Origin of the sequence: Pseudofrankia asymbiotica (assembly GCF_001983105.1) — a bacterium.
Taxonomy (GTDB): Bacteria; Actinomycetota; Actinomycetes; order Frankiales; family Frankiaceae; genus Pseudofrankia; species Pseudofrankia asymbiotica.
On the sequence record NZ_MOMC01000009.1, the window covers coordinates 72161 to 98112 of the forward strand.

The 25952-nt window shown below is 71.8% G+C and carries 25 protein-coding genes; 6 read left to right on the forward strand and 19 right to left on the reverse strand.

What is annotated here, in order from left to right; all coding sequences use genetic code 11:
- Positions 1 to 61: 61 nt before the first annotated feature.
- Genes BL253_RS04595 through BL253_RS04605 form a run of 3 tightly spaced genes read right to left on the reverse strand, consistent with a single transcriptional unit; the run spans position 62 to position 2276 of the window.
- A complete protein-coding gene (locus BL253_RS04595) occupies positions 62 to 301 on the reverse strand; it encodes a biotin/lipoyl-containing protein (RefSeq protein ID WP_076813864.1) in 240 nt (79 codons plus the stop codon).
- On the reverse strand, positions 301 to 1296 hold the full coding sequence (locus tag BL253_RS04600; RefSeq protein WP_076813866.1) for an alpha-ketoacid dehydrogenase subunit beta: 996 nt from the start codon (positions 1294 to 1296) through the stop codon (positions 301 to 303). The genes BL253_RS04595 and BL253_RS04600 overlap by 1 nt, the downstream gene beginning before the upstream one ends.
- Complete coding sequence (locus tag BL253_RS04605; protein ID WP_076813867.1) at positions 1293 to 2276, reverse strand: thiamine pyrophosphate-dependent dehydrogenase E1 component subunit alpha; 984 nt, start codon at positions 2274 to 2276, stop codon at positions 1293 to 1295. Before BL253_RS04605 ends, BL253_RS04600 begins: the two co-directional genes overlap by 4 nt.
- A gap of 400 nt (positions 2277 to 2676) precedes the next feature.
- Here BL253_RS04605 and BL253_RS42175 point away from each other — a divergent pair, with 400 nt between their 5' ends.
- Positions 2677 to 3177 (forward strand): hypothetical protein, encoded by a 501-nt coding sequence (locus BL253_RS42175; protein WP_076813868.1) that lies wholly within the window; start codon positions 2677 to 2679, stop codon positions 3175 to 3177.
- A gap of 390 nt (positions 3178 to 3567) precedes the next feature.
- Here the strand turns inward: BL253_RS42175 and BL253_RS42180 are convergent, their stop codons facing one another.
- Positions 3568 to 4050, reverse strand: a complete 483-nt coding sequence (locus BL253_RS42180; protein ID WP_158230327.1) for an HIT family protein — start codon at positions 4048 to 4050, stop codon at positions 3568 to 3570.
- 521 nt (positions 4051 to 4571) lie between these two features.
- Here BL253_RS42180 and BL253_RS04620 point away from each other — a divergent pair.
- Positions 4572 to 4802: a DUF397 domain-containing protein gene (locus tag BL253_RS04620; protein WP_096335913.1), complete on the forward strand. Its 231-nt coding sequence runs from the start codon at positions 4572 to 4574 to the stop codon at positions 4800 to 4802.
- Positions 4803 to 4869: 67 nt separating this feature from the next.
- Here the strand turns inward: BL253_RS04620 and BL253_RS04625 are convergent, their stop codons facing one another.
- Positions 4870 to 5463 (reverse strand): PaaI family thioesterase, encoded by a 594-nt coding sequence (locus tag BL253_RS04625; protein ID WP_081438007.1) that lies wholly within the window; start codon positions 5461 to 5463, stop codon positions 4870 to 4872.
- 181 nt (positions 5464 to 5644) lie between these two features.
- Between BL253_RS04625 and BL253_RS04630 the strand changes: the two genes are divergently transcribed.
- The gene (locus BL253_RS04630; RefSeq protein WP_076813870.1) at positions 5645 to 6097 is read left to right on the forward strand and encodes a DUF3592 domain-containing protein; all 453 of its coding nucleotides are present in this window, start codon (positions 5645 to 5647) and stop codon (positions 6095 to 6097) included.
- Positions 6098 to 6139: 42 nt separating this feature from the next.
- Here BL253_RS04630 and BL253_RS04635 read toward each other — a convergent pair whose 3' ends face one another.
- The 5 genes from BL253_RS04635 to BL253_RS04655 form a co-directional block, all read right to left on the reverse strand.
- The gene (locus BL253_RS04635; protein WP_076813871.1) at positions 6140 to 7147 is read right to left on the reverse strand and encodes a sugar phosphate isomerase/epimerase family protein; all 1008 of its coding nucleotides are present in this window, start codon (positions 7145 to 7147) and stop codon (positions 6140 to 6142) included.
- A 72-nt stretch (positions 7148 to 7219) separates the two neighbouring features.
- A complete protein-coding gene (locus BL253_RS04640) occupies positions 7220 to 8464 on the reverse strand; it encodes a Gfo/Idh/MocA family protein (protein WP_076813872.1) in 1245 nt (414 codons plus the stop codon).
- 135 nt (positions 8465 to 8599) lie between these two features.
- Positions 8600 to 9673, reverse strand: a complete 1074-nt coding sequence (locus BL253_RS04645) for a substrate-binding domain-containing protein (protein ID WP_076813873.1) — start codon at positions 9671 to 9673, stop codon at positions 8600 to 8602.
- A 146-nt stretch (positions 9674 to 9819) separates the two neighbouring features.
- On the reverse strand, positions 9820 to 11163 hold the full coding sequence (locus tag BL253_RS04650) for an ABC transporter permease (RefSeq protein ID WP_081438008.1): 1344 nt from the start codon (positions 11161 to 11163) through the stop codon (positions 9820 to 9822).
- Positions 11160 to 12695 (reverse strand): sugar ABC transporter ATP-binding protein, encoded by a 1536-nt coding sequence (locus BL253_RS04655; RefSeq protein WP_096335918.1) that lies wholly within the window; start codon positions 12693 to 12695, stop codon positions 11160 to 11162. Before BL253_RS04655 ends, BL253_RS04650 begins: the two co-directional genes overlap by 4 nt.
- A gap of 558 nt (positions 12696 to 13253) precedes the next feature.
- Here BL253_RS04655 and BL253_RS04660 point away from each other — a divergent pair.
- Positions 13254 to 14492: a hypothetical protein gene (locus tag BL253_RS04660; protein ID WP_241834526.1), complete on the forward strand. Its 1239-nt coding sequence runs from the start codon at positions 13254 to 13256 to the stop codon at positions 14490 to 14492.
- A gap of 380 nt (positions 14493 to 14872) precedes the next feature.
- Here BL253_RS04660 and BL253_RS04665 read toward each other — a convergent pair whose 3' ends face one another.
- Positions 14873 to 15361, reverse strand: coding sequence for a DUF2550 family protein (locus tag BL253_RS04665; RefSeq protein ID WP_076813876.1), 489 nt, complete (start codon positions 15359 to 15361; stop codon positions 14873 to 14875).
- Between the two features lie 165 nt (positions 15362 to 15526).
- Positions 15527 to 16720 (reverse strand): ROK family transcriptional regulator, encoded by a 1194-nt coding sequence (locus tag BL253_RS04670; protein WP_076813977.1) that lies wholly within the window; start codon positions 16718 to 16720, stop codon positions 15527 to 15529.
- A 202-nt stretch (positions 16721 to 16922) separates the two neighbouring features.
- On the opposite strand from BL253_RS04670, the gene BL253_RS04675 reads away from it, so the two are divergent.
- Complete coding sequence (locus BL253_RS04675) at positions 16923 to 17870, forward strand: carboxymuconolactone decarboxylase family protein (protein ID WP_131831446.1); 948 nt, start codon at positions 16923 to 16925, stop codon at positions 17868 to 17870.
- A 46-nt stretch (positions 17871 to 17916) separates the two neighbouring features.
- Here the strand turns inward: BL253_RS04675 and BL253_RS04680 are convergent, their stop codons facing one another.
- A complete protein-coding gene (locus BL253_RS04680; RefSeq protein WP_076813880.1) occupies positions 17917 to 18249 on the reverse strand; it encodes a hypothetical protein in 333 nt (110 codons plus the stop codon).
- A gap of 67 nt (positions 18250 to 18316) precedes the next feature.
- Positions 18317 to 19777, reverse strand: a complete 1461-nt coding sequence (locus BL253_RS04685; RefSeq protein ID WP_241834528.1) for an MFS transporter — start codon at positions 19775 to 19777, stop codon at positions 18317 to 18319.
- A gap of 378 nt (positions 19778 to 20155) precedes the next feature.
- On the opposite strand from BL253_RS04685, the gene BL253_RS04690 reads away from it, so the two are divergent.
- Positions 20156 to 21025 (forward strand): DUF1206 domain-containing protein, encoded by an 870-nt coding sequence (locus tag BL253_RS04690; RefSeq protein ID WP_076813884.1) that lies wholly within the window; start codon positions 20156 to 20158, stop codon positions 21023 to 21025.
- 66 nt (positions 21026 to 21091) lie between these two features.
- Here the strand turns inward: BL253_RS04690 and BL253_RS04695 are convergent, their stop codons facing one another.
- From BL253_RS04695 to allB, 5 genes are all read right to left on the reverse strand, one after another.
- A complete protein-coding gene (locus tag BL253_RS04695; protein ID WP_076813886.1) occupies positions 21092 to 21907 on the reverse strand; it encodes a dienelactone hydrolase family protein in 816 nt (271 codons plus the stop codon).
- A 118-nt stretch (positions 21908 to 22025) separates the two neighbouring features.
- Positions 22026 to 22487: an allophanate hydrolase-related protein gene (locus BL253_RS04700; protein WP_198946165.1), complete on the reverse strand. Its 462-nt coding sequence runs from the start codon at positions 22485 to 22487 to the stop codon at positions 22026 to 22028.
- 4 nt (positions 22488 to 22491) lie between these two features.
- Positions 22492 to 23349: a GntR family transcriptional regulator gene (locus BL253_RS44675; RefSeq protein WP_081438010.1), complete on the reverse strand. Its 858-nt coding sequence runs from the start codon at positions 23347 to 23349 to the stop codon at positions 22492 to 22494.
- A complete protein-coding gene (locus tag BL253_RS04710; protein ID WP_131831447.1) occupies positions 23346 to 24428 on the reverse strand; it encodes a hypothetical protein in 1083 nt (360 codons plus the stop codon). Before BL253_RS04710 ends, BL253_RS44675 begins: the two co-directional genes overlap by 4 nt.
- Positions 24425 to 25873 carry an allantoinase AllB gene (allB, locus tag BL253_RS04715; protein WP_076813888.1) on the reverse strand — a complete coding sequence of 483 codons (1449 nt, stop codon included), beginning with the start codon at positions 25871 to 25873 and terminating at the stop codon, positions 24425 to 24427. The genes BL253_RS04710 and allB overlap by 4 nt, the downstream gene beginning before the upstream one ends.
- Positions 25874 to 25952 lie beyond the last annotated feature (79 nt).

Genomic DNA, 25952 nt, shown 5'->3' on the forward strand with positions numbered 1-25952 from the left:
GAGCCCGGCGAGCRCGATGGCCGCGCCAGGCGTCTCTTCCATCACGGTCACCGCACGCCTCCTACGCCTCGTCGATCAGGGCTAACGTCGTGAACACGGGCACGGTCTCCTCGGGCTGCACGAGGATCTTCACCAGCGTCCCGCTGACCGGCGCCACCACGACGACGGTGGTCTTCTCCGCCTCGACCTCGGCGATCTCCTCGTCCTCCACGACGGCGTCGCCGACCTGCTTGAACCAGCTGAGAATGGTGCCTTCGGCCATACCCATGCCGAACTGGGGGAGGTTGACTTCGACGCTCATCAGCTGACGAGATCCTTCACGGCGGAGGGCGCGCCGAGCACCGTGCGGACGGCGTCGGCGATGCGCTGCGGGGTGGGGTACATGAGCCGTTCCAGCGCCGGGCTGAACGGTGGGTGCACGTCGGGGGTGACGACCCGGACGATCGGCGCGCGCAGGCTGCCGAAGCCCTCCTCGGCGACGATCGCCGAGATCTCGGCGGCCGCGCCGCAGGTCTTGTGCGCCGGGTCGGCGATGACGAGCCGGCCGGTGCGGGCGACCGACTCCAGGATCGTCGTCTTGTCCAGCGGCACCAGCGTGCGCGGGTCGATCACCTCGACCTCGGTCCCGTCCTTGGCCAGCGCGCCGGCCGCCTTGAGCGCCGTGGGTACGGCGTCGCCGATGGCCACGACGGTGACATCCCGGCCGGGGCGGGTGATCGCGGCCTGGCCGATCGGGACGAGGTGCTCCCCGTCCGGTACCTCGCCCTTGGCGCCCCACAGCAGCAGCGGCTCGAAGTAGACGACGGGGTCGTCGTCCCGGATGGCCGACTTGAGCAGGCCCAGCGCGTCGGCCGGGTTGGACGGGACCACGATCTTCAGTCCGGGCACGTTCATCAGCTGCGGATACGGGCGGTCGGAATGCTGGGCGGCCGTCGCGTTGGCGTACTTCATCGCGGCGCGAAAGACGATCGGCACGCTCGCCTGGCCGCCGAACAGGTAGCGGTTCTTCGCGGCGTGGTTGACGATCTGGTCCCAGGCCACGTACATCAGGTTCGCGATCGTGTAGTCGACGATCGGCCGGACACCGGTCATCGCCGCGCCGATCGCGGCGCCGGTGAAGCCCTCCTCGGAGATGGGCATGACCGGCACCCGGTCCGGGCCGAACTCGTCGACGAACCCGTGGGTCGGCATCGTCCAGAACCGGGCGTCCTCGCAGAAGACCACGACGTTCGGGTCGCGGCGCATCTCCTCGAGCATCGCCTGGCGGACCGCCTCGCGGTAGCTGATCGTCCTCATCGGGCAGCCTCTCCCACGGGTGTGGCCCACAGGTCCTCGAACAGCTCCTCGGGCGCGGGCATCGGGCTCTCCTTCGCGAACCGCACCGCCTCCTGGACCTCCTCGTCGACGGCCGCCCTCAGCCGGGCCAGCTCGTCCTCGCCGAGGCCGGCCGCGAGCAGCTGGGCCCGCAGCAGGTCGATGGGATCGCGGGTGCGCCACCGCTCGAGCTCGTCGACGGCGCGGTGGCTGAGGTCGAGGCTTCCGTACTCGGCGTGGTCCCGGTACCGGTAGGTGCGGGTCTCGACCAGCGTCGGGCCGCCGCCGGTCCTGGCCCGGGCCACCGCCTCGGTGACGGCGTCATGCACCGCCCCGACGTCCTGGCCGTCGACGGCGACCCCGGGCATCCGGTAAGCCGCCGCGCGGGCGGCGATGCTGTCGCTGGCCATCGTGTCGGCCAGCGCCGTCGACATCGCGTACAGGTTGTTCTCGCACACGAACACCACGCCCAGTCCCCAGACCGAGGCCAGGTTGAGGCCTTCGTGGAACGAGCCGATGTTCGCCGCGCCGTCCCCGAAGAACACGAGCGCCACCTGGTCGGTGCCGCGGATCCGGGCGCCGTAGGCGGCCCCCGCCGCCTGCGGGATTCCCGAGCCKATGATCGCGGTCTCGCCCAGGCTGCCGATCCGGAAGTCGGCAAGGTGCATCGAGCCGCCCTTGCCCCGGCAGACGCCGGTGCTCCGGCCCATCAGCTCCGSCATCAACGGCCCGAGCTGTGCGCCCTTGGCGATCGGATGCCCGTGCGAGCGGTGGTAGCCGACCATGAAGTCGTCGTCCCGCAGGGCCAGGCAGGACCCGACGATCGCGGCCTCCTGGCCGATGCAGATGTGGACCGACCCGGCGATGCCCTGGCCCCTGCGCACGATGTCCATCGCCGATTCCTCGAAACGACGGATCCGCAGCATCCGCCGCAGCGCCTCGAGCTGTTGATCGTTGTTCATCCCCAACCCCGTCTCGTCTGGGCAGGACCCGGCGGCGGTGGCGGTCGKCCACGCGTATCCCGTGCCGTGACCAACTATGCAAGGACACCCTTGCTTAGATCTGCGGGACGTGTCAATCGTCAACTCGGGCGGCTGGCCCGCCGGGACGGTGCCGTCGGACGAGGGGGACGGCCGCCGTCGGGAACGGCCTGTCGTGCATCGATCTCCGCGTTCCTCGGAACGCGAGGATCGCGGCGACACGCGTGCCGTTCGACTTCCGGCCTGGGCGACAGGCGGGGTCGGCGTGGGGGAGTGGTTCCGTGTCCTGGCCGCTGGGGGCGGACCGATAGGGTCCCGTCAGACGACGGAACGTGAGCGGCTCCGGATGCCATCCGGTCGGCCCGAGCAGAGGAGAGCACTGATGACGGCAGCCGAGGTGCGGGAGGTGACCGAGTCGCTGCGGGCGATCGGGATTGCCGTCGTCGCCGATGAGCCGGAGGTCGACGAAAACCTTCCGGTCGTCAGCTGGGAGGACGACCTCCAGGGTTTCCTCGAGGCCGCGAAGGACCTCGAACCGGCCGGGGCGTACGTCGGCCCGCTCGCGATCGACGATGACCTGATCAGCTCGCTCGAGGATGACGACGACCTGGACGAGGCCGAKCGTGCGTCGCTCAGGACGATCCTCGACGACGCTCGTGCGCTGGTCGGCCAGGAGGTCGGAACGCAGGCGATCTTCCTCGCGGATCACATGATGCACGAGTACTACTCGCTGATCCCGGCCGCCCACGACCTGTTCGAGCGCATCGAGCACTTCGCCGACGCCCTTGGCGACGACGACGCCTGCGGCTGCGGCCACGACCATGGCCACGAGCACGATCACGCCGACGGCCGCGTCGAGCTGAAGGTGGTCACCGCCGACTAGGCACGCGGGTCACCGCGATCATCGGGCGTGGCGGCCGACCTGGGAGCAGGCCGCTCGCCACGCCGCGTTTCTCGCGGACCCGCGGGCCGTCTCCTTCAGAACGCGCGCGGCGAGATCCCGGTCGATGTAGGCATCGACGCCTTCCGGCCGGACAGAGACAATCACGGCCCAGAACAGGGATTCCTCCCGGATCGCGTCCGCCTCGACCAGGATCTCGATCGCGGCCTGTTCGTACAGGCCGTTGTGAACCCGGCGTCTGGCTGTCTGGGGACCATTACCCAGTCTGGATCCGCGGGAAGACTCAGATCCCGCGCTCGCTACTCCGTGAGCGGGAAGTCCAGCCAGGTCGTACTGGCGGTCGCGACGCTTCGGCGGGCCTTGTCGTGGATGTCAGCGCGCGAGTCGCTGTCCTATGGCGTCGCGGAGCGCGTCGAGGTCGGCGGCCGATCGGGTGACTGAAGCGCGGCGGGGATCGACAGGGCCTCCGACGAACGGGTCGTCGGTGTGCCGGGGGAAAAGATGAAGATGCAGGTGGGGCAGGGTGTTGCCGTGGATCTCGTAGTTCATCTTGATCGGTGTGACGACGGAGGCGACCGCTTCGGCGACGACCATGGAGTCGAGCCAGAAATGGGCCTGCTCGTCACGGCTGAGTTCATACGGKTCGTTCACGTGCCGGCGGGCGACGACGCAGACATAGCCCGGTAGCGGAGCTTGTGYCGGCGCCGTGGCCCATACCCCGGTCGACTCGGCGATCAGGTCGAGCGGCCCTGATGCGCAGATGACGCACCCGTCTGGGGAAAGCCGCCGTGCCCACTCATCGGGCTGCGTCCACAGCATCCCTCCGGTCAGCCTTGGGGCAGAGGGATCAGTCATGGTCCCGTCCTCGCTGCGATAGCGACGCGCCKCCACTCCGACGCGTGTGGGTGGGAGACGGAGTCGTGGGTGGGAGACAGAGTAAGGCGGTGCGCCTCGGACTCCGTCCGCATCGTGATTACCAGCCGACAGGGTCGGAGCGCGCTGGTGACCTGGTGGGATTCTCGGGGCTGGAGCGAGCAACCGACATTCGAAACGGTCCTCGTCGGATCCGGTCATGGCTTGTGGGGTGGATCCCGGCTTCCCGCCCGCCAGAACCCATGGGTGGATGGGCGTGGCTGGCCCGGYCTCGGCGGACCCTCGGCGAGGAGTACCGGCGTCGCCTCCCTCCGGCGACTTGGTCTCCGCCCCCTGATCGCCTCTGCTCATCCATGTCATCCCGAGTGACGCACATCCGAATGTCACGCTCCGTATCTAAAAGCTACGGATTGCAATCAAGGTGGGGGTACTTCACCCTGAATCAGTGCGGCTCCGCGTACAGGGCCGTACATCAAGGTCGATCTCCWCTTGGGAGGACAGTCATGAGTCGAGACATGCGATCCATGCTCGCCACCATCGACCAGGACCAGCTCGACTGGCACAAGAGCACCGCCAGCGGCCCTTACACCCACTGCGTCGAGGCGGCACCCGTCGATGGCGGCATGCTGCTGCGCGACTCCRCCGACCCGAAGGGGCCGGTCCTCGCCTTCAGCGACGACGAATGGGGCGCGTTCCTCACCGGCGCCCGCAAGGGCGAGTTCGACGTGAGCTGATCCACCGGGAGGCGGCCCCGAAGGTCACCTTGGTCTTCGGGGCGCCACCTCGCCAGTCCCGCGGGCGCTACGCGAGCGGGAAGACCAGGCAGGTCGTGCTCGCGGTCGCGACGATCCGGCCGGCCTCGTCACGGACGTCGCCCTCCGCGAAGGCCACCCGCCGGCCCGGCTTGGTGACCCAGCCGTGCGCGATCAGCTCGGTCCGCGCGCCCGGCTCGGCCCGCACCGGGCGCAGGTAGTTCACCTTGATCTCGATGGAGGTGTACCCGACGCCGGCCGGCAGGGTGGAGTGCACCGCGCAGGCCGCGGCGGTGTCGAGCAGGGTGCAGACGAGGCCGCCGTGCACGACCCCGATCGGGTTGTAGGCGGACTCGTCGGGGACGCAGATGAACCGGACCTCTCCCGGCTCGACGCTCACGGGACGGAAGTCGAACAGCGCGGCGATGGGCGGCGGCGGGACCTCGCCGTCCCGCAACGCGCACAGGAAGTCCAGGCCGCTCATCGTCGCGGCGCGCGCGGCCGTCGCCAGTGGGTCGTGCCAGCCGACGGTCTTCTGCCGCGGCTCCCCCCAGGCTTCGAAAGCCGGCGCCACCGGGCTCACCGGCGAGGCCGGCGGCACCGACTCCGACGAGGGCGACGTGGACGGGTCCGCGATCGTCATGGCGGCACCCTACCACCTAGGTTCGATAGTTGAATCTAGAGGAGTGAGGAGCACCGCCTCAGGAACCCCCGGCACTGTCCGATTTCCGCCAGGGGAACGATCTCGTCAAGACCGTGCCAAACCGGGATGATCGGCACGTGAGGCGCCATGGCGCAGAGGGTCTTCCGGCCGGGGCGGGCCGATGAGCATCGAGACGATGTCGGTGCTGGCAACGCTGGTGACCATCAGCATGGTGTGCGTCGGAGCGCTCTTCCTGCTGCTCGGCATCGACACGCTCCGCCAGATCATCCAGCGGATCTGGCTACGGTTCGCCGGCCACACCGCGCTCGCCACCATCGTCGACTGCGAGGTGACCGAAAGCGACGCCGAGGACGGCGGCTCGATCTTCACCCCGATCGTCGACTACACGACACGGGCCGGGGAGCAGCTTCGMGCCGTCACGCTGCGAAGCTCGGACGCGGCCTTTCTGGGAATCGGCGCCAAGATCAGGGTGGTGTACCGACCACGCGATCCGACCTGGGTGACCAGGACGGACTGGTTCGGCGCGGCCCTGTCGGGGATCTTCCTCCTCCCTTTGTACTTCACCGCCGGCCCGTTCTGCCTTTACTTCGGCATCAGGATGCTCACCGACTGACGCACCGACCGGCCGCCGCTGCCGGGCTCCGAAACCCGCCGGTCAGCCGGCGGAGCTGAAGGCGGCGTCGAAGGCGGCGGACGGCGGGTCGACGGCCAGCCGGCGGACGAAGGCCAGCGCCTCCGGTGCCCCGGCGAGGCGGTCCATGCCGGCATCCTCCCACTCGACCGAGATCGGCCCGTCGTAGCCGATCGTGTTCAGCATCCGGAACGAGTCATCCCAGGGAACGTCGCCGCGGCCGGTGGAGACGAAGTCCCAGCCGCGCCGCGGGTCCGCCCAGGGCAGGTGGGAGCCGAGCCGGCCGTTGCGGCCGTTGCCGACCCGGCGCTTCGCGTCCTTGCAGTCGACGTGGTAGATCCGGTCCCGGAAGTCCCACATGAACCCCACCGGGTCGAGGTCCTGCCAGACGAAATGGCTCGGGTCCCAGTTCAGCCCGAACGCCGGCCGCCGGCCGATCGCGTCCAGCGCCCGCACCGTCGTCCAGTAGTCGTAGGCGATCTCGCTCGGATGCACCTCGTGCGCGAACCGCACCCCGGCCGCGTCGAAGGCGTCCAGGATGGGGTTCCACCGGTCGGCGAAGTCGCGGTAGCCGGCGTCGACCAGCTCCTGCGTCACCGGCGGGAACATCGCCACGTACTTCCACGCCGCCGACCCGGTGATGCCGACGACGGTGTCCACCCCGAGGCGGGCCGCGGCGTGCGCGGTCGCGATCATCTCCTCGGCGGCCCTGGCCCGCACGCCTTCCGGGTCGCCGTCGCCCCACACCCTGGCGGGCACGATGTCCCGGTGGCGGACGTCGATCGGGTCGTCACAGACCGCCTGCCCGGCCAGGTGGTTGGAGATCGCCCAGACCTTCAGGTCGTTCTTCTCCAGGATGTCGAGCCGGGAGCGGGCGTAGGCGTCGTCCTCGGCGGCCCGCCGCACGTCGAGATGGTCACCCCAGCAGGCGATCTCCAGGCCGTCGTAGCCCCAGCCGGCGGCCAGCCGGGCGACCTCCTCGAACGGCAGGTCCGCCCACTGGCCGGTGAACAGCGTGACCGGTCGCGCCATGATCTGTCCCTACTTCCGTCGTGGTCAGTTCCAGACCCGGTCGGTTCCAGACCCGGTCGGTTCTCGACGCGGTCAGTCCTCGACATGGGTCCAGCGCGAGCCGCCCGCGGCGCTGCGGCCGACGGCGTCGAGGACGAGCTGTACCTGCAGGCCGTCGGCGAAGCTCGGGGTCGGCGGCGTGCCGTCGGCGATGGCCGCCACCAGGTCGCGGACCTCGTGGGTGAACGAGTGCTCGTAGCCGAGGGCGTGGCCGGGCGGCCACCAGGCGTCGAGGTAGGGGTGACCCGGCTCGGTGACCAGGACGCGGGTGAAGCCCGCGGTCTCGTCGTCCACCCGGCCGTCATAGAACTCCAGCTCGTTGAGCCGTTCCAGGTCGAAGACGAGGGAGCCCTCGGAGCCGTTCAGCTCGACCCGCAGCCCGTTCTTGCGGCCCAGCGCGAACCGGGACGCCTCGTAGCTGGCGAGCGCCCCGCCCTCGAGCCGGGCCAGGAACAGCGCCGCGTCGTCCACGGTCACCGTTCCGGTGGCACCGCCCCGCCCCTTGGCGCCGCCCTGCCCGTTCGCGCCGCCCTGCCCGGTGGCGGACAGGCCGCTGGCCGACAGCCCGGTGGCCGAGAGGCCGGCCACCGCCGCCGGCAGCGGCCGTTCCCGCACGAACGTCTCGGTGAGCGCGCAGACGCCGGTGACCCGCTGGCCGCTGATGAACTGGGTGAGGTCGATGATGTGCGCGCCGATGTCGCCGAGCGCGCCGGACCCGGCGATCTCCCGTCGCAGCCGCCAGGCCAGCGGGAACTCGGGGTCGACCAGCCAGTCCTGCAGATAGACGGCGCGCACGTGGCGCAGCGTGCCGAGCCGGCCGGCGGCGACCAGGTCGCGGGCGTACGACGCGGCGGGGATCCGCCGGTAGTTGAAGCCGACCGCCGAACGCACCCCGGCCGCCGCCGCCCGCTCGGCGGCCTCGGCCATCGCCCGCGCCTCCTCGACGGTGTTCGCGAGCGGCTTCTCGCACAGCACGTGCTTGCCGGCGGCGAGCGCGGCGAGCGCGATCTCGGCGTGGCTGGAGCCGGGGGTGCAGATGTCGACCAGGTCGATGTCGTCGCGGCGCAGCAGCGCCTTCCAGTCGGTCTCGTGGGAGCGCCAGCCCAGCTTCGCGGCCGCGGCCGTGACCTTCGCCTGGTCCCGGCCGCACACCGCGGCGAGATCGACCTCCAGCGGGAGGTCGAAGAACCGGTTCACCGAGCGCCACGCCTGGGAGTGGGCCGCGCCCATGAAGGCGTAGCCCACCATTCCGACGCCGAGGCGCTGTCGTTCCGTCATTGCGAGATTCTCCAGGTGAGGGACGTCGCTCAGATGCCACTGCCTCGTCGACGGCGCGTCGCGCGTCAGGACGGCGGGCGCGCCGGGTACCAGGACGGCGGCGCGCCGGGCGTCGGGATGGCGGCGCGTCGCGTGTCAGGACGCGAAGCCGAACTTGAGGTACTTGTCGACGTTGTCCTTGGTGACCGTGGCGGACGCGAGGGTGATCGACGACGGGACGTCGTTCTCGACCAGGTCGGACAGGGTCCTGCCCTGCGCGACGAGGCGGGCCAGGTTGATCGCGGAGGACGCCATCGACGGCGGGTAGGTGACGGTGGMCTTCACCACGCCGCTGTCCGCCTTGATCAGGTCCATGACGTCCTTGGACCCGGCGCCGCCGACCATGAAGAACTCGTCGCGGCCGGCGGAGTCGATCGCGGACAGGACGCCGATGCCCTGGTCGTCGTCGTGGTTCCAGAGGGCGTCGATGCGCGGCGCGGCCTGCAGCAGGTTCGCGGCGGACCGCTCTCCGGACTCGACGGTGAACTCGGCCGGCACGCGCGGGCCGACCTTGAAACCGGCGGTCGCGAGCGCGTCCTTGAAGCCCTGGCTGCGCTGCTGCGTGAGGGGCAGGCTGTCGATGCCGGGGATCTCGGCGATGACGGGGTTGCTGACCCCCTTCGTCTTGAGCTGCCCGGCTATGTAGTTGCCGGCGGCGACGCCCATGCCGTAGTTGTCCCCGCCGATCCAGGTCCGGTAGGCCAGCGAGCTGTCGAAGACGCGGTCAAGGTTGATCACCGGGATGTTGGCGAGCATGGCCTTGCGGGCGACCTCGGTCAGCGCCTTGCCGTCGTGCGGCAGGATCACCAGCACGTCGACGCCCTCGTTGATGAGGGTCTCGACCTGGCCGATCTGCAGGTTGAGGTCGTTGGTGCCCTCGGTCGCCTTCAGGGTCACGTCCGAGTGCACGCCGGCCTGGGCGCGGGCGTTGCGGGTGATGGCGCCGATCCAGCCGTGGTCGGCGGCCGGAGCCGAGAAGCCGATGGTGATCGCCTTGCCGGCCGCGGAGTTCGCTCCACCGCCGCCAGTGGAGACGTTGGCGGCGTCGCCGGGGCTGTCGTCGTCGTTGCTGGTGCAGCCGGCGAGCGTCGCGACGCCCGCCACGCCTAAGGCCGCGCCGCCGGCGAGAAACCGGCGCCGGCCGAGCATCGTGCCGCGCAGTTGTGTCATGTCCCGCTCCTCTGGATCGTTCTGAGCCCGAATCGTTCTGAGTCCCGACGGGTCCCTGCTCCCGGTGCTCCCGGTGCTCCGGTGTCGTCGCGGACGACGTTTCGGGGCCGCCCGCCCGCCCGCTATGTCCGCTACGCCGGCGTCGGCTACGTCCGCGTGTTCTCCCGGGCCAGCCGCTTCTGCAGGAGCACGGCGGCCACGATGATCAGGCCCTTGGCGAGGGCCTGGGTGGAGGTCGTCAGGTTGTTCAGGGTGAAGATGTTGCTGACCGTGGTGAAGATCAGCACTCCGAGGACGGTGCCGACGATCGTGCCGCGGCCGCCGGAGAGCAGGGTGCCGCCGATGACCACGGCGGCGATCGCGTCCAGCTMGTAGAGCAGGCCGTGCGTGGAGGTGCCGGACGTCGTCCGCGCCGTGATCATGATGGCGGCGATGCCGCAGCAGAACCCGAGCAGCGTGTAGAGCCACAGGGTCTGGCGCCGCACGTTGATGCCCGCGAGCCGGGCCGCCTCTGGGTTGCCGCCGACGGCGAACGTGCGCCGGCCGAACGTCGTCCGGTTCAGCGCCACCCAGCCGACCAGCGCGACGAGCGCGAACATGATGACCAGCACCGGGATGCCACCCGGCTCGGCGCGGAAGAAGTTCCGGAACCCCTGGACCCGCACGACCTGCGTCTGCCGGTTCGAGATCTCCTCGGCCAGGCCGCGGGCCGACGCCAGCATCGCCAGCGTCGCGATGAACGGCACGATCTTCCCGTAGGCGACCAGGATGCCGTTCACGAGGCCGCACACGGTGCCGACCGCGAGCGCGACGAACACCATCACCAGGAACGTCGAGTTGCGGGCCATGTTCTGGGTGGCGAGCGTGGTCGACCAGACCGAGGCGAGCGCCACGATGGCACCGACGGACAGGTCGATCCCGCCGCCCGCGATGACGAACGTCATGCCGACGCTGACGACGCCGATGACCGACGCCAGGCGCAGGACCGTGAGCGTGTTGTCGGTGCTGCCGAACCGGTCGCCGGCGGTGACGAGCCCGATCACGCAGATCAGCGCCAGGGCCGCGATCAGGCCGAGGTTGCGGCCAGCGCCGCCGCTCAGCAGCCGCCCGAGCGTCGCCCAGCCGGCCGCCCCCGGCCCCCGCCGCGCCTCGGCGGCGTCCGCCTTCGCCGCGAGAGCGCCGGTCAGGCCCGGGGCGACGGCGACGTCCGCCTCCACGGCGGCCTGTTCGACCCGCGCCCGCTCATCCGTCGGCGGTACCGCGGCTGGCACTGCCGCGTTCGGCGATGCCTTGGCCAGCGGCGCGGCTGGCGGGAGTGGCGCGGCTGGCGGCGGTGGCGCGGCTGGCGGTGCGTCGGCTGCCGCCGGTGCGCCGACGGGTGGCGCCGTGGCTGGCCCTGCCGCTGGCGGCGCGGGTGGTTCGGCGGCGGCCGGGGCCTCGGCCGCCGCCGGGTCCAGTGCCGGGGCGCCGGTCAGACGTGGCTCGTTCACGCGACGCGTCCCTCCTCCATGACCAGGTCGAGAACCTGGGACTCGCTGATGTCGGTCGCCGCGGCCTCGTGCACGACCCGGCCGGCTGCGACCACCAGCACCCGGTCGGCCAGCCCGATCACCTCGGGCACCTCGCTGGAGACCAGCACCACGGCGACCCCGGACCGGGCCAGCCGGCGGACCAGGGCGTAGATCTCGTCGCGGGCGCCGACGTCCACACCGCGGGTCGGCTCGTCGAGCAGCAGCACCCGGCAGTCCCGCAGCAGCCAGCGGGCCAGCACGACCTTCTGCTGGTTGCCGCCGGACAGGGTGCGCACCGGGCGGCCCACCCCGGCCGGCCGGATGTCGAGCGCCCCGGCCTGCTCGCCCGCCGCAGCCGACTCACGCCCGTCCCGGGTGAACGGCCCGGCGGCGAACCGGGACAGCGTGGCGAGCGTGATGTTGCGGTAGACCGGCTCGTCGGGCAGCAGGGCCTGGCTCTTGCGCTCCTCGGGGCACAGCCCGACGCCGGCGGCGACCGCCGCGCCGACCGAGCCGCGGCGCAGCCGACGGCCAAACACGCGCACCTCGCCGGTCGCGGCCCGGCGGGCGCCGTAGACGGTCTCGAGGATCTCCGAACGGCCGGAGCCGACGAGCCCCGCGAGGCCGACGACCTCCCCCGCGCGCACCGCGAACGACACGTCATGGAACTCGCGCGGGCGGGCGAGGCCGCTGACCCGCAGCACCTCGGGGGCGTCCGGGGCCGAGCCCACCCTGGGCGGGAACGCGTGCTCGATGGCGCGGCCGGTCATCATCCGGATGACGTCGTCGGTCGACGTGGTGCGCGCGGGCAGCCCGCGGGCGACGGTGCGGCCGTCCTTGAGGACGGTGACCCGGTCGCCGATCCGGCGGATCTCGGCGAGCCGGTGCGAGATGTAGACGACGGCGACGCCGTGCGCGGTCAGGTCCCCGACCAGCCGGAACAGGTTGTCGACCTCGTCCGCGTCGAGCACGGCGGACGGCTCGTCCATGATGATCAGCCGCGCGTCGTGGGACAGGGCGCGGGCCATGCTCACCACCTGCTTGCCGGCGGCGGACAGGTGGCCGACCTCGCGGCTCGCGGGGATCTCGGCGTGGCCCAGCCGAGTGAGCAGCGCCCGGGCGACGTCGTCCATCGCGCGGCGGCGGGACAGCCCGGCGCGGGCGAGCTCGTGGCCCAGGAAGATGTTGTCGGCGACCGACAGGCCGTCGACCAGGTCGAGCTCCTGGTACATCGTGGCGATGCCGAGCCTGGTCGCGGCGGTCGGCGTCGGCAGGCTGACTTGCTCGCCGTGCCAGTGGATCGTGCCGGTGTCCGGCTGGTGCGCCCCGGAAAGCACCTTGATCAACGTGGACTTGCCGGCCCCGTTCTGGCCGAGCAGGCAGTGCACCTCGCCGGCGCGGACGTCGAGGTCGACGCCGTCGAGCGCGCGCACACCCGGGAACGTCTTGACGACGCCGGTAACAGCTAGGAGCGGTTCGGGTGTTTTCGGTAAGACGGGGTCGCTGTCCACCACTGATCCCATGATCTGCGCCACTTCTGACCCGGCTTTGATCGGCCTGCAGTCAAGTTAGAGATCCCTCCAACCCAGGTCAAGAGGTCATCTTCAAAAGTTTCAAAGTCATTGACGAAAGTCTGGTGTGGCGACGCCACGTCGGCCCCTTGGTCGGCCGACCGCGACCGGTCCTGTGGCGCCACCGTCATTGTGATCGTTGACGGGACGCCCAGGCCTCGGCGTCAGGACGGCCGACACCCGGCGGCCAGGGCGGCGCAGACAGCTCCGCACGCAAGGCTCAACCATGATCTGGTGGGACCGTCGGCGCTCTGGCGCGCAAGAACCCAATTGCTCCACGAAGTCTTGGCGATCGCAGGGCCGCCCCCGACTGGAGCCCGGGCCGGGTCCAGCCGGAGGCGTCGCCCTCACGCCCGTGCGACCGCGTGCTCGTCCTGTCCGGCGTCACGGTTGATCGTCGGCACCCCGAGGACACCTGTCACGACGCGGGCTGGTCATGCCTGTCAGCGGGCTGGGGCTCGGGCGTCCGCGGACTCCGATGTCGATATTGTGCCGATCGTGCCGCTGCCCGAGTCGCTGATCACCGAGATGTGTGCGGACCTTTTCTGGTCCGAGGTCCTGTGGGAAGACGCCTGGGAGGACGCCTGGGTCCCGCAGACCGACCAGAAACCGAGTGTGCGCTTCGCAGTCGATGTCGGTGACGATTACGGGATCGGAACGGACATCATGCTGGGTTCCGGGATGCAGTCGCTGGAGATCTACGCGCCAGGGGCAGAGCACGGTAAGTCGATCGGGTACATCGACGGGGCGCATCCCGTCCCAGCGACGCTCCGGTGGGAGGAGCTGGAGTTGGTCTGCCGGGCATCCGCGCTGCGTGATCCGGAGATCCGGCATCCCGGGCCGGTGGCCGCGCTGCTGTTGCCCTATCTGCTCCGCGACGGCACCGAGTCCCTGGACGCCGTCAGCCCGGTTCTCGATGCCGCCTTCCGCCTGGTGAGGCCCCAGCCGGGGCACGGCCCGCGGCTCGAGACGCGGTCACGGCTCAAATGGCCACCGCCAAAGGGGACCACCTGGGTCACCCGACCAGACGGGCACCTGGCCGTCACGAGGACGGGTTGGCCTCCCTTGCACTCCTACCGGACGCCCAAGGCGGAGCACTTCCCGTTCGCTGTGCTGTCGGGCCTTCTCAGCGCGGCCAAGGCCACGGTGGCGGCGGTGGCGGCCGCTGCCCCCCTGACGGAACCGGCGGTCCGGTCGGCGCTGGACGTCGCGATCCGGGACCAGGACGTCTCCAAGCTGGCGGACGCACTTCGAGACGCCGGGTATGGCGACGACATCGAGTACGACGACGACGCCTGGTATGTCGAGGATGCCTGGCACGGCAACGCGGTGGTGCTTCGCGCCCTGGAGTCCCCGACAGAACCGGTGGAGACCGCCTGGGTACTGGAGGTGCTCAGCGGGGCCGCGCAGGGGTCGGTCATCGCGCGCTGGTTCGRCGAGAGCCCGATGCATCACCTGCGGTTGTGGGAGTTCGACCTCCACCTTGTCAACGTCGGCAAGTCGTTCGCACGGATCAGGAGCGGCCTGCGGAAACTCGAACGGTCCGATGTGTTGGCTCACGTCGGCCGCGCTGACGCCGCCGGGCCGAACGAACTGCGCCTGCCCGTTGTCGTCGGACGTGACAATCTCCCCACGGCATGGGCCGCGATCCGTGAGATCCTCGCTCAGGCCGACGACGGCGTGACCGCATCTCTGTGGAACGGCGATGAAGAGATCGGCCTGTCCAGCGAACAATAAGTGTGCGGACCGCCGCTGAGGCGGAAGGGGGCAGGATTCGACGGCCATCCGGACCCCGACGGCGATCCGTGCCAGGTCGGTGACCCGGTCGACCCGCTGACGGATCGGGTCACCAATCATCATGCACGCTCGTTCGCGCGGGGCCGCGGCACCCGCCGGGCCGCCGAATATCCCCGCTGCGCAAAAAGGACAGTGCGAGTCTGCGTGTCCTCCTGCGAGCAGATACCCGGAGGGTTGCCACAGGAACCCGACCGCGCAAGACCCGCACCCGACAGACAGCTCAGCCGGAGCACACCACACTTGACCGACGCCACGCGGATTCCCTGGCCCGGACGTGAGTGATTTCGTTTCCTCGCTCTGCCTCCGAGGACGTCACCAGATCATCGTGGGCTCTGGTCTGGCGTCGGCCTGAAGTTCCGCTTGTCGCGCTGGATTGCCCGCCGGACGAGTGGGACGTCGATGGTCGGCACGCCGAGCTCGATACGGTCTGACGCGGCGTGACACACGATGATCCGGAACAGATCGGCCTTGAGATGGAGACGGTCGGCGCCCCTGACGTCGCGTACCTGCTCGACCTCGAGTCGAGGAGGCAGGCGGGCACTGTCGCGTCGAACCGTGAAGTATCGCGCCCAGGTCAGGGAGTGGCCRTCCAGTGTCAGAGTTCCCTGTTGCCAGCGGCGCGGGAGGGAGCCCGATGTGCCGCGCAGGAAGCAGGAGACCGCTACGGGCTGTGTGCTGMGCCAGCCCGCGTCCATCTCGCTTAGGAGATTGTCTACGGCCTCCGGGTCGGGCGGGCGGAACGAGCCGCGGAGGACGTCCAGAGCGGTTCGAGTTCCTGGCGACCGCCGCGTGCGGGGCATAGACGCCATGATGGCCGACCTCTGATTGATTCGTCAGGACAGCCGACATCCCGGGATTCGAGCTGTTCCGCTGAACTGGATACATGCCGTCCCGAGAGCAGACGCCGGGTGCGGGCACCATAGGTGGAACCGCGAGCCGGCACGGCTAGCGTGGGAGGCAGGGCGGTGCGCGGGTCAGCCGGGGGAGTAGACCGTGTCGCTGGCCAGGCGGGCGGCGCCGACGATGCCGGCCGCGTCGCCCAGCTCGGTGAGGACCACGGGCAGGTTGCCGGTGGCGAGCGGCAGCGACCGCCGGTACACGACGCCGCGGATCTCGGCGAGCAGCAGGTGACCGAGCCCCGAGACGCCGCCGCCGATGACGAGCAGGCCCGGGTTGAAGAACGAGACAAGGCCGGCGAGGACGGTGCCGACCCGCCGGCCGCCGTCGCGGATCAGCGCGAGGGCCGCCTGGTCGCCGTGGCGGGCCGCGGTGCCGACGTCGGCCGCGGTCAGCGGGGCGCCGCCGGCGGCCAGCGCGGCGAGCTCGGGGGAGCGGCCGGAGCGGGCGGCCGCCGCCGCGTCCCTGGCCAGGGCGGCCCCGCCGAAGAACGCCTCCAGGCAGCCGGAGTTCCCGCAGGCGCACGCCGGCCCGGACTCCTCGGCCTGGATGTGCCCGATGTCGCCGGCGCAGCCGTCGACCCCCCGGTAGAGCCGGCCGTCTACGACGATGCCGCAGCCGATGCCCGTGCCGATCTTGACGAAGAGGAAGTCCCTCGCCGAGCGGGCGACGCCGGCGTGCAGCTCGCCGAGCGCCATCGCGTTGACGTCGTTGTCGACCAGCACGTGGCAGCCGAGCTCGCGGGCCAGCACGTCGCGCACCGGGTAGCCGTCCCAGCCCGGCATGATCGGCGGGGCGACGGGGGCGCCGGTGTGGAAGTTCACCGGCCCGGGCAGCCCGATGCCGAGCCCGGCCGGCCGGGCCAGGTTCTGCTCGGCGAGCAGCTTCCTCGTCAGCTCCAGGACACGGCCGAGCACGTGCTCCGCGCCGCGGCGCACGTCGAGGCTCTCCTMGCGCTGCACGAGGACCTGCAGCCGGCCATCGGTGATCCCGACCGTCAGCGAGGTGGCGCCGACGTCGACACCGACGAAACGCAGCCGCCCCGCGAGGTCGACCAGGGTGGCGCGCCGGCCGCCCCGGGACACGCCCGGTCCGATGTCGTCCACCAGGCCGAACTCGGCGAGGCGGCTCACCTCGGTGGCCACCGTCGTGCGTGACGTGCCGATGCGTTCCGCCAGCTCGACGCGGGACAGCGGACCCCCGTCGCGGAGATGGCGCAGGATGTGCGCCTGCGTGGGGTTCTCCGCGCCGGCGGCGAGAGTCGAGGCCATGGCGGCTCCTGTCGTGCGGGCCGGCCGATCATATGCGCCGTGTGCGATGGGTGCCGCGGAGATGATCGTTAGGTGGGACGGCTGCGCCGTGGCCGCCTGTCGGTGATGATGGTCCGGGGTGATCCCCGTCACCCGGCTGGCGGTGCCGAGTCGAGTGGACCGGTCCGCGGGCGGCGCACGAACACGTCCTGAGGTGGTCCGCGTGTCCGATTCCCAGGTGCTGGCCCCAGCGTCCGGGCTCGAGTCGATCCGGGCCGTCGCGCCGGCCGCGGCGACCTGGCTGCGGGCCGGGTGGGACGCGGCCCAGGCCACGAGCAGGGTCGAGCCACGGCTGCTCGACCTGGTCCGCGGCCGGGTCGCCGCCGGGCATGGTCTGGCGCTGGAGGAGGCGGCCGGGTCGCAGCCGGCACCTGCGTCGGCGGCGGCCGGGCGAGATGACGACGATCCGCTCGGCCAGGCGGTCGTCGCGTTCACCGACGGGTTCGTGCGCCATGTCGCGACCCGGCGGCCGGACCTGGTCGCGGTTCTGCGTGAGCATCTGCGCGGGCGCGGGACCCGTGAGCTCGCCGAGATCATCTACGTGTTCGACCAGGCCGCCCGGCTGGTCATCGGGCACGGCAGGCTGTTCGACCCGGGCGAGTTCGGCGACGCCCCGCCCGATGAGGCGCCGAGCGAGCCCAGGTCCCTCGGGGCGGCGAACCTCCTGCTGCACGACGCCGCCCTGGGACTGTCCGCGCTCGACCCGGTGACGACCGAGCTGGTCCGGCTGCGGGCGGGCAGCTACCACGACTGCCGCACCTGCCTCTCGTTGCGGCTCGTCATCGACGGCCGGGTGGTCGTCGACGAGGAGCTGTTCGCCCGGCTGGGCGGCTATGCCGACGACCCGGCGTTCTCGCCGTCGCGGCGGGCCGCGCTTCGCTACGCCGACGCGCACATGACCGGTCCGCGCCAGATCACCCCGGAGCTTCGGGCGGAGCTGCGGACGCATTTCTCCGCCGCGCAGCTGGTCGAGCTCTCCCTGGACGTCACCGCGTGGAACTACCAGAAGACCCTGGTCGCACTCGACCTGGATGCCCCAGCCAGCGGGGAGGGCCTGACGGGAATGGCCATCAACGCTGACGGCAGCCTCCAGCTCTCGCCCCTCGCGTAGTCGCGCCGGCGCTGACCGAGGCTGCTGCGAAGATCACGAGAGCTGGTCAGCCGCAACAGAACGGGTTGTCGCAGGGCTCGCCGACCTCGCTGCCGTAGGCGACGAGGCCCCGCACCGGATTCAGGACCTCCGCGTGGAGGCCGGGTTCCAGAGCCGGGGCGGACCGGGCCGCGGGCTCTCCCCAGCTGGGCGGGGCGTCGTCGATGTCGAGGCGCCGCACCCCGTTCACGAACAGCGTCCACAGCGGGTGGTCGGGAAAGCTGTTGATACGCAGCACCCACCACTGGCCGTCGACGGCCGCGGCGACCGGGAAGTACGCGTTCCCTGTGCGGCGCCACCGTGGCTGGGCATGTGTCTCGGGTGTCTCATGAGCCGGCACGCTCCTCACTCTTCTCCCAGCGCCCGCCCACGCGCTCACGGCACGGCTCACTGGAGAATTCGGTGTCTCAGCCCACCTGCTCCGGACGGGCGGCGTGATCGATGCCCACCGCCAGCCGCTGGTCGGCCGGCGGCGCGCTCGTGGAGGCGAGTGCCTCGACCGCGCCGGTGGGCTCGGCGCTCTGCCGGGACGGGATGGCCAACGCGACGGCGGCGGCGGCGAGCGCGACGCCGCAGCCGATCAGGAGGCCCAGGCGGAAGCCGGCCTCCGACGGCACGGCCCGCGTCCCGAGCAAGGTGGTCATCTGGGACAGCACCACGCCGACCACCGCCGCGGCCAGGGTGATGCCGATGGAACGCGACAGCGTGTTGAAGCTGGTGGCGGAGCCGGTCTCGGAGGGCGGCACCGCGCCCATGATGAGCGCGGGCATCGCGCCGTACGCGAAGGCGACGCCCACCATGCAGACACACGAGACGATCAGCAGGCCCCACGCTGTCCCGAGCAGCACCATCGAGGATCCGTACCCCACCGCGATGACCAGGCTGCCGGCGATGAGGGTGACCTTGGGGCCGCGTGACGCCGACAGCCTCGCKCCGACGGGCGAGACGAGGAGCATCAGCAGGCCGGAGGGGGCCATCCACAGACCGGTGGCCAGCATGGACTGGCCCAGCCCGTAGCCGGTGCTGCTGGAGAGCTGCAGCAGCTGCGGCAGGATGAGCTGCGAGGCGTACAGCGCGAACCCCAGCACGGCCGACGCGAGGTTGGTCATCAGCACCTGGCGCCGGGCCGCGACCCGGAGGTTGACCAGCGGGTCGGCGATACGCAGCTCCCACCAGCCCCATACGGCGAACGTCACCAACGAGGCCGCGAACAGGCCGAGAGTGATCCCGCTGAGCCATCCCCAGTCGGCGCCCTTGGACACGCCCAGCAGGAGGCAGATCAGCCCGCAGCCGAGCCCGATCGCGCCGGTGGCGTCGAACCGGCCGCTGCTTCTGGCGGRCATCGCGGGAACCACCAGGCAGATCAGCGCGGCGACCACCGCGCTGAGCCCGGCGGCGGTCCAGAACAGCACGTGCCAGCCGAAGTGCTCGGCCATCAGGGCGGAGAACGGCAGGCCGAGCGCGCCGCCGATGCCGAGGGAGGAGCTCACGAGCGCGATCGCCGAACCCAGCCGCTGGGGTGGGATCAGCTCCCGCAGCGCGCTGATCCCGACGGGGACGACCCCCAGGCCGACCCCCTGCAGCGCCCGCCCGATGACCAGCGGGACCAGGGATCCGGCGAGCGCGCAGATCACCGAACCGACCAGGAGAGCCCCGGTACACGTCAGGAGCAGGCGACGGTTGCCGTACAGGTCGCTCAGCCGTCCGATCGCCGAGATGGCCGCCGATCCCGCGAGCAACGTGGCGGTCACCACCCAGGAGGCGTTGACGGCGCTGGTGTGCAGCAGCTGGGGCAGCTCACCGATGAGTGGCACGACCAGGGTCTGCATGAGCGTGGCCACGATGCCACCCGCGGCCAGCACAGCCACGATCAAGCCTGGCCGGGTTGCCGGCGCGGAGCCGTTCACAGGCACCTCGTTTCCTCGTCTCCTGTGTCCGGCCAGGCGTCGCGTCCGAGCCCCGAGGTCGGGGCGTGTCAGGCCTGGGCTTGCCGGACCTGGGCGTGTCGGACCTGGGCTTGTCGGGCGGCGCGTGTCCGTACCGCCCGTCGTTTTTATACCAAGTTCAGAAAACGTGCTCGCCCTCCGCGGGCGGCGGTGACCGGCGGCCGGCCGTCACGTCGCCGTTGATCACGGGGGTGGCGGCTGGGTGGCGCGCCCATGCGGTGTGGGATGCGCGGTTTGTCTCGGCATCGGGCGGGGCAGCGTCTGAGGGGATCATCCGGCGATTCATCCCGCGGAGGAACGGTGACGGTGAACAGCACGTCGCGGCCCGGCGCCGCCATGGCCAGCGGCCGCGGTCAGGCCCAGAAAGCCAGCGGTCAGGCGCAGAAAGCCAAACACAGCAAGGCGGTGACCGTGACGGCCCGGCTGGGCCTCGCCTCCCGTGGACTGGTCTACCTGCTGATCGGTGTCCTGGCCATTCAGGTCGCCGCGGGGAACAGCAACGAGAAGACGAACCGTGAGGGCGCGCTCCGCCAGATCGCCGACAAGCCGTTCGGCACCGCCGTCCTGGTCATCCTCATCATCGGCTTCATCGGCTATGCGGCCTGGCGGCTGCTGGACGCGGCCACCGGGCACACGGACGAGGACGACGGCAAGAAGAAGGCCGGCAAGCGCGCCACGTCCGCCGTCCGTGGCCTGATCTACCTCGCCATCGCGGGCAGCACCATCAAGTTCCTCACCTCGGGGCACGGCGGCTCCGGCGAGCCGGCTCCCTACACCGCCCGGGTCATGGGCCACACCGGTGGGCGCTGGCTCGTGGGCGTGGTGGGCATCGTGGTGATCGGTATCGGCATCGGCATGATCTGGCGCGGCGTGGCCACCAAGTTCGAGAAGAAGCTGCGCGTCGGCGAGATGGGCCCGCGGGTGCGGACGCTGACGGTCCGCTCCGGGCAGATCGGCTACGTCGCCCGGGGCATCGTGTTCGGCCTGGCCGGCATCTTCGTGACGAAGGCCGCGGTGGACTTCGACCCGAACGGGGCGAAGGGGCTGGACGGCACCCTCAAGACGATCGCCGGAAACTCCTACGGTCCCTGGCTGCTCGGGATCTGCGCGGTCGGTCTGGCGCTGTTCGGCGCCTACTCGTTCTTCGAGGCCCGTTACCGAAAGCTCTGACTCTGACCTCCGCCGCCGGAACGCCCGGGCGCGGCGCCGACATCGGCGCCGCGCCCGGGCGTTCCGCTATGCCGGTAGGAGGCGAGCGCGGAACAGGTCGAGAACCTGGTCGAGTGCCGCCTGCGTCGGCTGGCCCCGCTCGTCGATGAGGTGCTCGGTGAGAACGGAGTGCGGCTTCATCGTCGCCTCGGGGTTGGCGCTGCCGTCGTCGAGCTCGACCGCGACGAACGCCTCGCCCAGCTGCTCCCGCAGGAACCGGAAGCGCTGACCGGGCGAGAAGGTGTCACCCTGGAAACGCAGGCCGAGCACCTGCAGATTCTCGGCCGCGCACCGTCCCTTGACCACCTCCAGGTCGGCGGCGGAACAGTCGATGGACCCCTTCTTGGCCTTCGTGAGGGGAAACGGAAGGGACGGCTGCGAGAGCACGGGCGCGATCAGGCTGGGGTGCGTCGCCATCGCCAGCGCGAACCCGCMCGTGAAGCACATGCCGATGGCGCCGACACCGGGCCCGCCGCAGCGCGCGTGCTCGTCCGCGGCCAGCGCCCGCAGCCAGAAGACCAAGGGTGACGTGCGGCTGGTCGCCCAGATGGTGAACTCCCGGCTGACGCAGGCCGGAACGACCGACGACAGCACGTACCGCATGGCGCCCACCCGGCCGCCGGCGACCGGGTCCTTGCCGGGGATGCCGAACAGGTGCGGCATCACCGCGGTGCAACCGATGCCGGCGACCTGGCGGGCGAACGCGGCGACCTTGGGCGTGATACCCGGCATCTCGGCGATCACGATCACGGCCGGGCCCGTACCCGTCCGGTACACCGTCCGGGCCTTGCCGTCATGGGTGAACGTATTCGCCTCGAAATCCGCGAGGCTGTCGTCGGCCACGGCAGGAGTCAACCAGAACGCCAGGTTCCCGGCGGGATTACGCGCCGCCTCTGCCCGCCCATGAGCACGGCATGCTCAAAGGAGCGTGACGGCGTTGTCCCGTGGCGCGAGCCGCGTGTCAGCCGGGCTGGCGGGTGGCGAGATGGCCGTGCCAGCCGTCGGGATGGCGGATCTCGACGGCGCCGGCCAGGGCTTCCGCCCGGACGCGCATGCTCAGGGAACCGCTGCCGTCGGCCAGTTCGATGACCGCCAGCTCCAGCTCGGGAGGCTCGAGCGGGAGCAGGCGCTCGCGCAGCACCGCATAGCTGACGGCGTACAGCTCGCCCGGTACGGACCAGCCGTCGGTGGAGACCGGCTCGAGGCCGGGAAACTCGTCGCGGAACGACCAGAACCGGTAGCGCGGCGCCGTCCACGCCCGCCCCAGGAACCGCGCGTCCGTCAGCGGCGCGTGGATCGAACCGCCGCTCATCGCCTGGCCGTTGACGAACATCCGGACCATGTCGGACCGGTTGTCGAAGGGGAGCTGGTCGATACCGAGGTCGGCGGCGCCTTCGCGCGCACCCATGCTCACGTCGGTCATGTCGTCATCCCTCCACCAGGCCGTCGGCGCGGCCGGCGCGGCGCGCGTGCCCGCGGACGGCGTGCGCGAGCGCGGCGGCGACGGCCTGCTCCTCGTCGCCGCTCGCGAGCGCCGCGATCAGCGCCCGGTGCTGCTCGACCGGTTCGTAGCCGCCCTGCTGGACGTAGTCGTCAGTCGGGTACAGGAAGGCCTGTGACTCCAGGAAGGTCGACGTCCGGGTGCTGAACGCGGCCCTGTTCACGGCCATGTGCAGGTCCAGATGCGCCATCGCGAACGCCGGGCTGCCGATCCCGCCGTCCCGCAGCGCCGCCTCCAGCGGGCCCAGCCTGTCGAGGATCGCCTGCCAGTCGACCTCGGCGGCACGCTGGCTCACCAGCCGGGCCACCACCTCGTCGAACGCCACCCGCAGCAGGTGCATCTCGGCGCGTTCGCGCGGGCCGACGGCGCAGACCTCCAGCTGGCCGCGCCGGATCCGGGTCACCAGCGCCTCGCTGGTGAGACGCTGCAACGCCTCCCGGACCGGCGTCCGGCTCACCCCGAGCTCCTCGGCGATCCGGTCCTCCACGAGCCGGCTGCCAGGCGGCAGCTCGCCGGTCATCACGGCCTGGCGCAGGTACCGGTAGACGCGCTCGCGCACGGTCGCGGCGCCCGCGGCGACGGTCACGCCCGCCGTGCCCGCGCTGCCCGCCGTGCCCGCGCTGCCCGCCGTGTCCGCGGTGGCCGCCGTGCCCGCGCTCGCCGTGTCCGCGCTGGCCACCGTGCCCGTGGTGGCCACGCGGCTCGCCACAGCGGCACCGGGAACGGGCGCGGAGCCGGGCGCGGGCCCGGCCGCCCCGGACGGGCGCAGTACCTCGGGTGTCATGGGATCTCCTGGGTCAGGACCGCGCGGGCCGCCGCCGCGCGGGCGGCGTGCGTCGCGCGCTGCATCAGCGTTCCCGAGCTGACCGTGGCGCCCGCGGCCAGAGCGCGCGCCTGCAGGCCGGACAGCCGGTTGTTCAGGTCGAAGAACGCTCCGCCTGGCCGGAGCAACAGGTCCATCGGGAAGGGAAACGGCTGGGACTCGGACTCCGGTGTCTCGCCCCACGCGGTGGAGTTGATCAGAATCGTGGGGGGCCGGCCGGCGAGCGCGTCCACGAGGCCGTCGGGTGCGACCGCGTCGGCGCCGGCGAGCCCCGCGAGCTCCGCGGCGCCGGCCGTCGACCGCGCGCTGACCAGCAGGCGCGTCGCCGGCCACACGCGGCGCACCGCGAGCGCGACCGACCGGGCCGAGGCGCCCGCGCCGAGCAGCACGATGCTGGCCGGAGTCCGGCCGGCGGCGAGCAGCTCGAGCACGGCCTGCGCCGCCCACGAGTTGGTGTTGACCCCTGTCGGCGCCGCGTCAGCCGTGTGGTGCGGGGAGGAGCTGGTCGGAGAGGAGAGCGCCGGGGAGGAGCCGGTCGGCGGACGGAGCACGGTGTCGACGACCCCGGTGGTGGCGGCCGACGGGGACAGTCGGCCGAGCCGGGCGGCGACCTCACGCTTCCATGGGCTGAGCACGACGCCGAGTGTCCAGCCGGGGTCCGCGACGAGCGCGTCCGGGTCGGCGAAGGGCCGGGCCGCGCCGAGCGACAGGCCGGCGTCGGCGACCGCCCGGGCGAGCATCGGGCTGCCGACGGCATGCGGCGCGGTGGTGCCGATGGCGCCGATCCCGACCGTCAGGCCGGGCCCGCCGGCTCGGTCCGCGGCGTCCGTGGCGTCCGCGGTGTTCGCGGTGTTCGCGGCGTCCACACGGACACCGAGGGGCGCGAGTTCCGCGGCGAGGAAGGCGGCGACCGCCGCGCCGACGACGTCGTCCGCGGGCGCCGGCCCGCCGTCCGGCCAGATCGGGGTGGGGGCGAGACCGGACCACGTGGTCACCGCGCCGGTCATGGCAGTGGTGGTTCCGGTAGCGGTTGCGGTCACGCCGGGCTCCCGGCGGTGGCCGTGACGGCGGGCACGGCCGTGGACGTCGCGGGGAGGGCGGGGGCAACGGTGACCGGGGCTGGCGCGAGCTGCCGCCCGCGCGGCGCGCCCAGCGCCTGGCCGTCCTTGGCGACCAGCTCGCCGCGCAGGTAGGTGGCCCGCACGGCGCCGACCGTCGGCCAGCCCGCGTACGGCGTCACCGGGTGCTTCGAGTGCAGCCGCCCGGGGTCGATCTCGCCGGGCGCGGCCGGGTCGACGAGCACCAGGTCCGCGTCGGCACCGACGCCGAGGTGGCCCTTGCGGTCGTCGAGGCGCCAGGTCCTGGCCGGGGTGTGGCAGCACATCCGGACCAGATCCGGCAGCGTGAGCCGGCCTCGGTGCACCTCGGTGAGCAGCAACGGCAGCATGGTCTCGACTCCGATGAAGCCGCCGTGGGCCCGCCACACGTCCTGCTCGTCCTGCTCGGCCGCGGTGTGCGGCGCGTGGTCGGTCGCGATGATGTCGACGTCGCCGGCCGCGATGCCCCGCCACAGCGCGGCGACGTCGCCCGCGGGCCGGATCGGCGGGTTCAGCTTCACCAGGTTCCCGTACCGGTCGTACGCGGTCTCGTCGAGCAGCAGGTGGGCGACGAGCACCTCGACCGTGACCCGGTGGCCGAGCGAGCGCAGCAGGCGGACCCGGTCGAGCCCGGCGGCGGTGGACAGGTGGTGGATGTGCAGCTGGGCGCCCGCCGCGCCGGCCAGCGTGACGATCCTCGTGACGGCCTCGACCTCGACGACGGCCGGCCGGCCCTCCAGGTGGGCGCGCGGGTCGGTCCGCCCGGCCGCGCGCAGCTCGGCGGACAGCCGGCGCAGCAGCGCGTCGTTCTCCGCGTGCACGCCGACGACGAGGCCCGCGGCCGCCGCCGCGCGCAGCCCGGTGAAGATCGCGCCGTCGTCCGGGCACGGGTTGTCGCCGGTGGTCTGCCCCATGAACAGCTTCAGGCCCATCGCGCCCGCGGCGGCCATGCCGGCGATCTCGTCGGCGTTCGTCTTGCCGAGCATCCCGTAGAGCCCGAAGTCGACGTGCGCCTTCGGCGCGACGAGCGCGAGCTTCTCGGCGAAGCCCGCGGCGGTCTCGACCGGCGGCAGCGTGTTCGGCATGTCGACGACGGTCGTCACCCCGCCGGCCGCCGCGGCCCTGGTGCCGCTGGCGAAGTCCTCCTTGCGGGTCATCCCCGGCTCACGCAGGTGGACGTGCACGTCGACGAGGCCGGGCAGGACCACCAGCCCGGTCGCGTCGATCTCCCGCAGCCCGCCGCCGAGCCCGCCGCCGACCGCGGCCACCCGGCCGTCGCGGATGCCGAGGTCGGTGCGTACGTCCCGGTCGTGCGAGACGACTGCGCCGCCGCGTACGACCAGGTCGAACGGTGGGCCCGCCGCGGCGGGGCCGGCGTGGCTGTCCATGAGTGTGCTCCTCGGTTGCGTGTCCAGGGTGACGGGGACAGCGTCGATCGTGACGGTGGTCGCTCGTGACGGTGACGGT

What these genes read in the sequence shown, in the direction of transcription:
- BL253_RS04595 (WP_076813864.1), bottom strand. Translation starts at nt 301, where the DNA reads ATGAGCGTCGAAGTCAACCTCCCCCAGTTCGGCATGGGTATGGCCGAA.
- BL253_RS04600 (WP_076813866.1), bottom strand. Translation starts at nt 1,296, where the DNA reads ATGAGGACGATCAGCTACCGCGAGGCGGTCCGCCAGGCGATGCTCGAG.
- BL253_RS04625 (WP_081438007.1), bottom strand. Translation starts at nt 5,463, where the DNA reads ATGACGATCGCGGACCCGTCCACGTCGCCCTCGTCGGAGTCGGTGCCG.
- BL253_RS04635 (WP_076813871.1), bottom strand. Translation starts at nt 7,147, where the DNA reads ATGGCGCGACCGGTCACGCTGTTCACCGGCCAGTGGGCGGACCTGCCG.
- BL253_RS04640 (WP_076813872.1), bottom strand. Translation starts at nt 8,464, where the DNA reads ATGACGGAACGACAGCGCCTCGGCGTCGGAATGGTGGGCTACGCCTTC.
- BL253_RS04700 (WP_198946165.1), bottom strand. Translation starts at nt 22,487, where the DNA reads ATGACCGACGTGAGCATGGGTGCGCGCGAAGGCGCCGCCGACCTCGGT.
- BL253_RS44675 (WP_081438010.1), bottom strand. Translation starts at nt 23,349, where the DNA reads ATGACACCCGAGGTACTGCGCCCGTCCGGGGCGGCCGGGCCCGCGCCC.
- allB (WP_076813888.1), bottom strand. Translation starts at nt 25,873, where the DNA reads ATGGACAGCCACGCCGGCCCCGCCGCGGCGGGCCCACCGTTCGACCTG.